At 63.3% G+C, this 9,935-nt stretch carries 8 protein-coding genes; 3 read left to right on the top strand and 5 right to left on the bottom strand.

The features are described from left to right. The coding region (locus tag NTZ26_12120; protein ID MCX6561244.1) for a hypothetical protein at window positions 1-1,628 on the bottom strand (1,628 nt) is incomplete at its 3' end. 175 nt (window positions 1,629-1,803) lie between these two features. Between NTZ26_12120 and NTZ26_12115 the strand changes: the two genes are divergently transcribed. Next, window positions 1,804-3,162: a hypothetical protein gene (locus NTZ26_12115; GenBank protein ID MCX6561243.1), complete on the top strand. Its 1,359-nt coding sequence runs from the start codon at window positions 1,804-1,806 to the stop codon at window positions 3,160-3,162. A gap of 35 nt (window positions 3,163-3,197) precedes the next feature. Here NTZ26_12115 and NTZ26_12110 read toward each other — a convergent pair whose 3' ends face one another. The 3 genes from NTZ26_12110 to NTZ26_12100 form a co-directional block, all read right to left on the bottom strand. Further along, window positions 3,198-4,673: an HD domain-containing protein gene (locus NTZ26_12110; protein ID MCX6561242.1), complete on the bottom strand. Its 1,476-nt coding sequence runs from the start codon at window positions 4,671-4,673 to the stop codon at window positions 3,198-3,200. 126 nt (window positions 4,674-4,799) lie between these two features. Continuing rightward, window positions 4,800-6,737: an ATP-binding protein gene (locus tag NTZ26_12105; GenBank protein MCX6561241.1), complete on the bottom strand. Its 1,938-nt coding sequence runs from the start codon at window positions 6,735-6,737 to the stop codon at window positions 4,800-4,802. Window positions 6,738-6,747: 10 nt separating this feature from the next. Next, entirely contained in the window at window positions 6,748-7,494 is a 747-nt protein-coding gene (locus tag NTZ26_12100; GenBank protein ID MCX6561240.1) for a response regulator transcription factor, read from the bottom strand. Between the two features lie 129 nt (window positions 7,495-7,623). Between NTZ26_12100 and NTZ26_12095 the strand changes: the two genes are divergently transcribed. Both NTZ26_12095 and NTZ26_12090 read left to right on the top strand, forming a co-directional pair. Next, window positions 7,624-8,829, top strand: a complete 1,206-nt coding sequence (locus NTZ26_12095) for an ammonium transporter (protein MCX6561239.1) — start codon at window positions 7,624-7,626, stop codon at window positions 8,827-8,829. Then, window positions 8,819-9,253: a hypothetical protein gene (locus NTZ26_12090; protein MCX6561238.1), complete on the top strand. Its 435-nt coding sequence runs from the start codon at window positions 8,819-8,821 to the stop codon at window positions 9,251-9,253. Before NTZ26_12095 ends, NTZ26_12090 begins: the two co-directional genes overlap by 11 nt. Window positions 9,254-9,669: 416 nt before the next feature. On the opposite strand, the gene NTZ26_12085 is transcribed toward NTZ26_12090, so the two are convergent. Beyond that, window positions 9,670-9,935: hypothetical protein (locus NTZ26_12085; GenBank protein ID MCX6561237.1), on the bottom strand; the 266-nt coding region annotated here is incomplete at its 5' end.

Raw genomic sequence — 9,935 nt, 5'->3', positions numbered from 1 at the left:
TTTTCGAACGCCGCGCCGCCCAGCGCGATCTCGATGCGGGCTTCGGCGGGGACGTCGGCGAACGCCAGCGTCACCTTCTCCGTGTCGTGCGTTTTCCAGCGGCGGCCGTTGATCCGGACGTCCGTGACCACGCCGCTCCCGACCGTCGATAGATACAGCCGCTTGGCCCCGAATCGGATCGGGAACTTCTGCTCGAGCCGGGTGACGCCGGCCGGGACATGCGGCACGATCTCGAGCCGGTCGGACTTGTAGAGATACTCGAACAATCCGCGGATGAACCCGGCGGGAACGCCCCAGGCGTCGTAGACCGTGTTGATCGGCTCCTTCGGCTGGTAAACTTCGCTGCCGAAATTCGTCAGGTTGTTGTCCATCCGGAACCGGTCGGCGAAGCCGAGAATGCGCTTCATCGAGCGGCGGGCGTCCTCCGTCTTGCCCAGCCGGTAGTAGGCCATGATCATCCGGGTCTCGCAAGTGGACCAATGGCCGCCGTTTACCCAGCGGCCGAATTCCCAAAGGTCTTTGGGCTCGGTGTAGAGATCGTCCAAGGAGGGGTAGTTAGTGATGATCAGGTCGTAAGGGCGAAGGCCGGGGAGCGAGGCGATCTTGGCGTAGATCTTGGCGGCTTGGGCGTCGTCGGCAATGCGGAAGCAGACGGCGTCGTGATTGACGACCGCCTCGAAATAGCCGTGCTTAGCGGCTCCATAAACACCGTGCTTGGTGCCGTCGGGGTCGAGCGATTTGATGAAATAGCCTTCGTCGGTCGTCAGAAGCGGCAGGCCTTGCCGCGAGAGGGCGCGCCGCTCTTCGTACAGCTTGATTTTATCCGGCCGGCCCGCCATCTTCTCCAATTCGATCAGGCGGTCGAGCGCCGCGATCGTGGTGATCGAAAGCCCCGCCAGGTAGGCCTTGTCGTAGGTGCCGTCGGGCTTTTTCCATCCGGCGTAGCTCGGAGCCAGGAGGTTGCCGGCGGCGCCCGCCAAATAGAGGTTGTTCTTCGGGTCGCGCCGCGATTCGAGGAAGTCCGCCGAACGCTCGAGCTTGGGCAGGTAACGGGCCAGAGCCGCAGCATCGCGACCGATGAGCAGCGCTTCGGCCTGCAGGACGATTCCGGCGGCGGTGAACTCCATGCCCCAGTCGTGCAGGGCGACGCGACCGTCGCCTTGCTTATAGAAGATCCAGCCGGGCCTGGCACAGTCGCAAAGACATCCGTCCGGGGCGACCCACTTGTACGGCTCGCCGCCGACATGCGACCCGTCGCCCATCTGGTCGAACCAGAGATCCTGGGAGTTCTGCAGAAACGTGACGAACGGCTCCTGCCAGAAGGGAAGCGCGCCGTAGGTCGTCCCGTAGCTGTTCTGGATCCACCAGGCGTCCCAGGTCGGCCCTTCGACCAGCCCGTTCCAGGACGGATAATAGAGCATCGGCATGTTCTGGTATTGGGGGTCCGGCTCGAATAGGCGGCGCGCCGTGTCGAGGAGGCGAAGATACTCGACGTCGCCGCGTCCGGCGTAAAACCGGCCGTCGAATTCATCGGGCGCGCCGGCCGTACGGGTCGCCGGGAGCCAAAGGACGGCCGCAGCGAAAAGCGCGGCCGGGAGGACGAGACCGAGCCTGCGATGATTCTTCATAGCCGATTCTCCCGAGGCGTTGGATACATTATGCGGCTCGAAACCGAGCGGTCCCTGAAAGCGTATTTTCGCCCCGGCCGAATGTCAAGGAAACCCTCAAAAAAGAGGAGATTTCTCGGCCCGAATTGACGGACGAGTCCAAGGTCAATAAAATACCGGGGAGTCAAAAACCGCCATGTCCGACTCTGAAGACCGATTGGTCTCCTGGAAGGAGATTGCCGCTCATCTCGGCATCGATGAGCGGACCTGCCAACGGTGGGAAAAGAAATACGGCTTGCCGGTTCGCAGGATCGATCCGGCAACGAAATCCCGCGTTTTCGCCTTCAAAACCGAGCTCGACGCTTGGAGAGAGCGAATGTCGGGGCCGAACGGCTCCCTCCGGGAGCCGGATCAGGAGGCCCGGCCGGCCCCGGCCGCCCATCGATCCGGGCGGACGCGGCTCGTCTGGGGACTGGGTGCCCTGGTGATCCTGGGCGGAGCGCTTTCCCTCCTTCTGGCCCGGCCGTTCGCCGACCGCACCCCGGCCGATTTTCGGATCGACGGCTCCCGCCTGATCATCACCGACAAGGCCGGACACGAGCTTTGGACGCACGACACGAAAATGGAGAATCTCTGGGAAGAGAAGTTTTATCGCGAGCGATTCCAGAAGGACGCCCTCATCACCGATAACGTGTCGGCCTTGACCCTCGAACCCCTCCTCCTCATCAAGGATCTCGATGAGGACGGCCGCAGGGAGGTCCTGTTTGCCCCCGTGACGGCCGATGATTTGAAGACCGGCCAGTTGATCCTGTCCGACGATCGGGGCCGGGAACGATGGACCCACGGGCCCGCTCGCCCCGTCCGAGTCGGGACTCGAGATTTTAGCGGCGAATATGTCACGTCGTTCATCGAGGCGCGGGACTTGGACCATGACGGTCGGCCGGAAATCATCTGGTGCACGCATGCCCGCGGCGAATACCCGACCCGGACGCTTCTGCTGGATGCGGCCGATCAAGTCCTCGGCGAATACTGGAACGCGGGGCAGATCAACGAAATCGGTTTCGCCGATTTGAACGGCGACGGCCGCGAGGAGATCCTCCTGGCCGGCCAAAACGAGGAGTACCAGCGCCCTTGCCTCGTCGTCCTGGATGCCGGAGACATGAAGGGTTGTTCCCCTCAATCGCCCGCCTACCAATTCGCCGGAATGCCCCCGGGCCGGGAGAAGGCCTATATACTCTTCCCCCTAACCCCCGTCGACCGCTTGGCCGGGCCGGGCGTCACTTTCGATTTGCTCGATGTTCTCGATGGCCGGGTCCTGGGGCTGACGAGCTCGATCTCAGGGATCCAGTATTATTTCGATTTTTCCCTGGGCCTGATCAAAACGACGGCGTCCGATAATTACGAACGGATCTATCAGGCACGCTTCCGAGAGGGCTTGATCCGCGAGCCGTTCCAAAAAGACCGGATCGAGCGCGAATTGAGCGCAGGAGTCCGCTACCTCGATGGCCTATCGGGGCAATGGGTAAACCGGTTGGCGATGTCCCATTCCTGGTGAGGGAGAAGCCCGCCGTCCTGTTGAAGAGAATCGGCTCAACCCGACGATTCGAGGCTGAATCCGTTCTCACGGAAAATGCGAAGGCAGGCTTTGACGACCGGGGCATCGTATAAAATGCCCGACTTTTCTTCGATCTCCTCCAATGCTTTATCCAATCCGATCGCCGGTCGATAAGGCCGGTGGGAGGAAATGGCTTCTACGACGTCCGCCACGGCGAGGATCCGGGCTTCCAGGAGAATGGCGTTTCCTTTTAATCCCAGCGGGTACCCCGAGCCATCGATTTTTTCATGGTGTTGGAACACGATTTGAGCGATGGGCCAGGGAAATTCGATGTCTTTCAGGATGTCATAGCCGACTTGGGCGTGGGTTTTGACCAAGGCGAATTCCGGTCCCGTCAATCGCCCCGGCTTGCTCAGGATTTCCGCGGGAACATAGATTTTTCCGATGTCGTGAATGATGCCGGCCATGTGCAAGCCTTCGATTTGAGCCTCGGGCAGGCCCATCTCCCCCGCGATGGCGCAGGCGATGCGGGTCGCGCGCTTCTGATGCCCCGCCGTATAGGGATCTCGCCGCTCGACGATGGCGGCGATGGCGTTGATCATGCCGTCCGCCGCTTGGCGCAGGTTCCCCAAGCTCCGGTTCAGCTCTTCTTCGGTGCGCTTGCGCACGATGAGCCCGGCCAAAGCGTTGGCGTATTGTCGGAGAAAGTCATCCTCGGCTCGGTCGTAAGCATGACCGTCTTTGAGGTAGGTATTGATGACCCCCAGGGGGACTCCGGCGAAGATCATGGGAATGCAATAATGCCCGTGCGGGCTTATGCCGGTGTAGCGGATGTCGTGTTCGTCCGTCAAATGATTGGCGAAGATCAGCTGTTGCGCCTTGGCCGCCCGCCCACACAAGCATCGGCCGAAGGGGACTCTGGCGCATTCGGTGCGAACGAATTCGCCGAGCCCGGAAGCCGCGGCCATCACCAGCTCCGCGGAGTCGTTCTCCGCCAGGAAGATGCAGCCTTTCGATTCCAAGGCCAGCCATTCGATCGAAAGGAGAAGATCCAGCGCGCGTTCCAGCAATTTTTGGAGCGGCAAGCTTTCCAAAGCCAATTGCGACAGCGAAAAAAGAATCGTCTGGATGTCGTAATTTCGTTGAATGGTCAGCTCGTTCCGTTTCTTGTCGCCGATATCCCGAGCCGTATGAAAAAAGACGGCCTGGCCGTCGGCCGTGCGAAAGGAAGTGGGATGCACCGATGTCTCCAGCCAGCTTTTGGAGAGTGGATCGTAAAACTCCCGGAAGACGCTGGCGCCCGTCTTTTCGGCTTCTTCAAAAGGGCAGCCCGGGAAAGGCCCCTCCAGGCCATGGATGATTCGAGGGCAAAAATGGCCGATGACCTCGTCCGCCGGACGCCCGACGGCGGCATGGGCGGCTTGGTTCGCCAGCAGGATCCGGTGTTGCGCGTCGAGAAGGATGACGTAGGAAGGAAGGGCGTCCAGCAGGACCTGAAGGGAGGCCTTCACCCGATCATCCAAAAGGATCAGCTCGGAACCGGGTAGCGGCAAAATTCCCTCGCGGGCCCATCCAGATGGAAGCGCTGCGGCCCGGCCGTTAAGATACGTCAGTTTAGGTATATACGCTTCTTTATGTCAAGGCTTGGTTCGCGGCGGCTCGGCGAGCGGCATGCAGACGTCGAAACGGCTCCCGCCGCCGATCGTGCTGTCGACGGCGACCGACCCGCCCAGGGCCATGACGATCCCGTTCACGATCGAGAGCCCCAGCCCCGAACCCTGCCCGTCGGCCTTGGTCGTGAAAAACGGCTCGAAGATCCGCTCTTGGATCTCAAGCGGAATGCCGGGGCCGGAGTCCTCGATCGAAAGCCGAGCGAACCAGGCTTCGCCGTCTTCGCCGGAAATCTTTGTCGCGGCCAGGCTCACGATCAGCCGTCCGCCCGACTCCTGCATGGCCTGGATCGCGTTGACGCAGAGGTTCATCACGATTTGGCGGATCTGCGACGGATCGCCGCGGACGGGCAGGCGGTCTGGTCCCGCTTCGAAAGTCGCCTCCACGCCGGCCGGGAGCGCAGCCCGGACGATTTTCATCGTCTCGGCGGCGATTTCCCGCAGGTCGACGGTCGCTTCGGCGCCTTGGCCGGGCCGGCTGAAGGTCAGAATCTGGCGCACGAGATCCATGCCCCGGCGGATCGAGAGCGTCATCTCCTCAAGCCGCTCCGGGTCCACGGCGCACCCGGTCGCGTTCTCGCGCTCGATGATGTAAGCCAAGGCGCGCATATGAGCCAGCAGGTTGTTGAAATCATGGGCGATGCCGCCGGCCAGGCGCCCGATGGCTTCCAGCCGCTGCGAGTCCCGGACATGTTCCTCCAGCCGCCGCCTGGCCTCAATCTGGCTCTCCAGCGCTTCGACCAGCTCGTTGATGCCGCGTAAGACGGGACGAAAATCGGCGGCCATGGCCGCGACTTTCGCGCGTGAGCGAAGGCGTCCGTCCAGGACGTCGCGGATCAAGCGGCGGATCTCTCCGATGACACGGCGGACGCCCAGGGCGACAAATCGCGAGATGAGCAGGGCCAGGGCGGCGAGAAGCACCACTGAGAGGCCGAGGATCGGCAATATTCTTGGATTGAGGGCCAGCGCGATCTGGCGGTCGATCTCCGATTCATCGATCTCAGCCAGGAGCGTCCACTCCAGGCCGGGCAGGCCCAGCGGCGCGAAGGCGGACAGCGCCGTCCGGCCGGCGCGCCCGGGCCCGATGCGGTCGCCGGACGCGTTCCCGCGGGCCATCTCGGCCCAGATTTCCCGCTGCCCCAAAGCGGCAGCCGATTCATCGGCCGGGATCGGTGCCCGGATTCTTCCGTCCGATCCGACGATGAACGTGACGCCCGTCCGGCCTAGTCCGGAACGATCTTGCATGATGGCTTCGACCGCCTGGGGGGCGATGCGGACGGCCACGACGCCGATGATCCTGGTTCCCGCCCGAATCGGCGCCGCCAGATATTGGGCCGGCTGCGGGACTGCGCCCGCGGGATCAAGGCCGGGCTTTTGATCGAGGTCGGAAATGCCGGGCTGACCCGAGCGGGCCGCGTTCCAAACGGCGGCCAGCCCCGGGGGAAGTGTTCGGCCGGGGCTGCTCTCGCCCGAGCGGTTTGAAAAGACGATGCGTCCGTTCTCCGGATCGAGGAGCAGAAGGTCGTCGTACTCGTATTCGCGGACGAGCGAGCCCAGGAACGGCGCGTATCGGTTGCGAACGCTCCGGCCGGCGGGGCCTCTCCAAGCCGCGGCGAGGTCGGCATAGGCCTGGCCGAGATAGGGGTTGGCGGCGAAGACGCGGATGTCGGCCCGCCGCTCGAAATAGAACTTGCCGAGAAGCGTGATCTTGATGTCGCGCACGGATCGGAGCTGGCGGAAGGCCTGGGCCTTCAGCTCGCCCCGGACCGCGCCGTATCCCACCAGCGAGACGACGAGCAGGGGGATCATTCCCCCGATCAGGATCCCGAGCAGGAGAAGACTCCGCAGCGGGATATCGCGGGCCAGGCTCGGCCGGGCATCGGGGGAGAGGGAGGCGCGGCTCATCGTCGGGCCGTCAGGGCAAGAGCTTGTAGCCCAGCCCCCGCACGGTTTCGATCTGCGGCCCGCGCCCGTCCAGCTTTCGGCGCAGTCCGCAGATTTGGAAGTCGATCGAGCGCTCGGTCACGGCGTAGTCCTCGCCCCGGATGACGTCGATGATCCGGGCCCGGGAAAAGACCCGATGCGGGGCTCCGGCCAGGAGGCAAAGAAGGTCGAACTCCGTTCGGGTCAGCGGAAGGGGCGTGCCGTCAAAAAAAACCTCGCGGGCCGGGATGTCGATCCGCAGGAGGCCGAGCAGGATTGGCTCCTCCGGGCGTCCGCCTCCACGGACATCGGGATTTCCGGCTCGCCTCAGCACGGCGCGAAGCCGTGCCAACAGCACTTCCGGCTCGCAGGGCTTGACGACGTAGTCGTCGGCGCTCTCCCGCAGGCCGCGCACGACGTCTTCGGAGAGCCCCCGGCCCGTCAGCATGACGATCGGCAGGCGGGGGGCGGGGTGCAGGCTCTGCAGGGCCCGGCCGACCGCGAAGCCGTCCATGCCCGGCAGGCCTAAGTCGAGCAGGACGAGGTCGGGCCGGACGGCCCGGGCGGCGGCGAGCGCTTCCTCGCCTGTAGCCACGGGGGTGACCCGGAAATCCTCCCGCTCCAGGATATAGGACAAGCTGCCGCGCAAGTTGGCGTCATCCTCGACGAACAGAAGCCGGGGCCGGGCCGTCGTGGTCGGCGGAAGCGGGGAGGATATCGAGCGGGGTGTCGACGTCATGGCGTCTCACGAAATTATAACATAATCCAAATACCAGCCTCACGGCCGGTGAGTAGGGTGATTCCGGAGGCCGGGCCCCGACTCGGGGGCCGGTTCGCCTCCCGAATCGCGCTCCGTGAGGAGGATCCCATGTTCGACACCGGCAACACCGGCTTCATGCTGCTGGCCACTTCGTTGGTCATGCTGATGACGCCCGGTCTGGCTTTCTTTTACGGCGGGCTGGTCGGCCGCAAAAACGTTCTGGCCATCATGATTCAGAGCTTCGTCTCCATGGGTTGGACGACCGTGATCTGGTTCATTTGCGGTTACTCGCTCTGCTTTTCGGGAGGCGAAGGAGCCGTCTTTGGCAACCTGAAGTTGGCCTTCCTGAAGGGAGTGACGCCGGAAACCGTTCTGGCCGGGAACAACATCCCGCTCTTCGTCTTCATCGCCTACCAGATGATGTTCGCCATCATCACGCCTGCCCTGATCACGGGGGCGTTTACCAATCGGGTCAGCTTCAAGGCCTATATGATCTTTTTAACCGTGTGGCTCCTCCTGGTCTACTTCCCGATGGTCCACATGGTTTGGGGCGGAGGCTTCCTGGCCGTGCACGGCGTCCTGGATTTTGCCGGCGGCATCGTCGTCCACGCCATCGCCGGCATGGCAGCTTTGGCTTCAATCCTCTTCGTCGGGAAGCGAAAAGTGACCGATAAGGGCATGCATAGCATCCCGCTCATCGCCCTCGGGACCGGCCTGCTGTGGTTCGGCTGGTACGGATTCAATGCCGGCTCGGAGCTGCGGGCCGATAAGATCACCGCCCTGGCCTTCCTCAATACCGACGTGGCCGCCTCCTTCGCCGCGATCGTCTGGCTGTTCATCGAATGGGGCAAGTCGCGGAAGCCGAAGTTCGTCGGTCTGTTGACCGGGGCCGTGGCCGGGCTGGCCACGATCACACCCGCAGCAGGCTACGTGACGACCGGGCAGGCCGCGCTGATCGGGATCATCGCCGGACTCGTCTGTTACTACGCGGTGGCGCTGAAGAACCGGCTGGGCTGGGACGACGCCTTGGACGTCTGGGGCGTTCACGGTGTCGGCGGGACGCTGGGCGTCGTTCTGCTCGGGGTCTTCGCCACCAAGGCGGCCAACGCGGCCGGTGTTGACGGACTGCTGCGGGGCAACGCGCCCTTCTTCTTTAAAGAAGTCCTGGCCGTGGCGGGGGCCGGGCTTTACGCCTTCGTCTTCACTTGGGCCATGCTCTGGCTGATCAACAAGATCACCCCCGTCCGCATTTCCGAGAAAGACGAATTGGGGTTGGACGAAGCCCTGCACGGCGAACAAGCGTATGAGATGTGATCGCAAGCGGGGAAGATCCCTGCTTGCGGCCGCGGCGTCGGCGGCGGCCGTGCTTGTCCTCGCGGCCGCTCCCGCCTCGGCTCAGCTTTCCGCCCAGGCGGACCTCGTCTCCCGCTACATCTGGCGGGGATTCGATCTCTTCTCCCCGAACAACGGCGCTTTTCAGCCTTCGCTGACTTATGCCTTCGGCGGATCGGGATTTTCCGCCAACATCTGGATCAGTTTCGCCTTGGGCGACCGGGCGCTGTACCGGGCCGACGACGAGACCGATCTGACTGTGACGTACGCTTTCAAGACTCCCGAAAGCCTGGCCCTGGCCGCAGGGTTCAGTATTCCACGCCTCGCTTTTCGTTCCGGCGGGATACCACGCAAGAATTCTTTGCCTCGGCCGGCCTGCCCGGCCTGCCCCTCGAGCCTTCCCTGACCGTCTATTACGACGTCAACCTGGGAAGCGGGCTTTACGCCCTGCTCAAGGCCGGCCGGACGATCCCGCTGGGCGGCGCGGCGGAGCTTCGGCTGTCCGCCGGGCTTGGGTACAACGCGGGCCAGTTCATCGACGGCAGCGGCCTGTCCGATTTGGGCTTGAGCGCGTCGCTGCCGTTCAAATGGGGCCGGCTGACCGTCATGCCGTCTGTCAATTACACGTTCGTTTTTCTTAGCGAGGTCAATCCCGACAACGAGTTGTGGTTCGGGCTAGCGGTCATTTATTGACCGGGATTTTCCGCGGGTTTCCTCAAAGGGCGTCTCGTTCACGAGGCGCTCCGTGTTGAATGGGGGGCGATAGGAACTTTCTCCGGTCGCGCGGAAAGATTCCCTGGGGGATGGTTTCAGAGGACTTCGCTACGGCCGGCGAACGGCCCAACTCGGGGTCGAGGTCCATTCCCGGCCGGTCCAGTAGAGGAAGCCGCGCTTGAGCTTTTCGCCGTAGGCGTCGCCCAAGACAGTCTGCGTGATTCCTGCCAGGGCGGCTTTCTCGTGCAGGCTTCTAAAGGTGGACGAGAACACGAGATCCAGGCAGGCCAGCGTCTTGGGGTCGAGCTCGTAGATCATTTGGGTTTTCGACGTCCTGACGTCGATTCGCCCGTTGCCCAGCCGCCGAAGCGAGG

Source organism: Candidatus Aminicenantes bacterium (genome assembly GCA_026393855.1).
Classification (GTDB): domain Bacteria; phylum Acidobacteriota; class Aminicenantia; order Aminicenantales; family UBA4085; genus UBA4085.
This window is presented reverse-complemented; position numbering and strand designations above follow the sequence as displayed.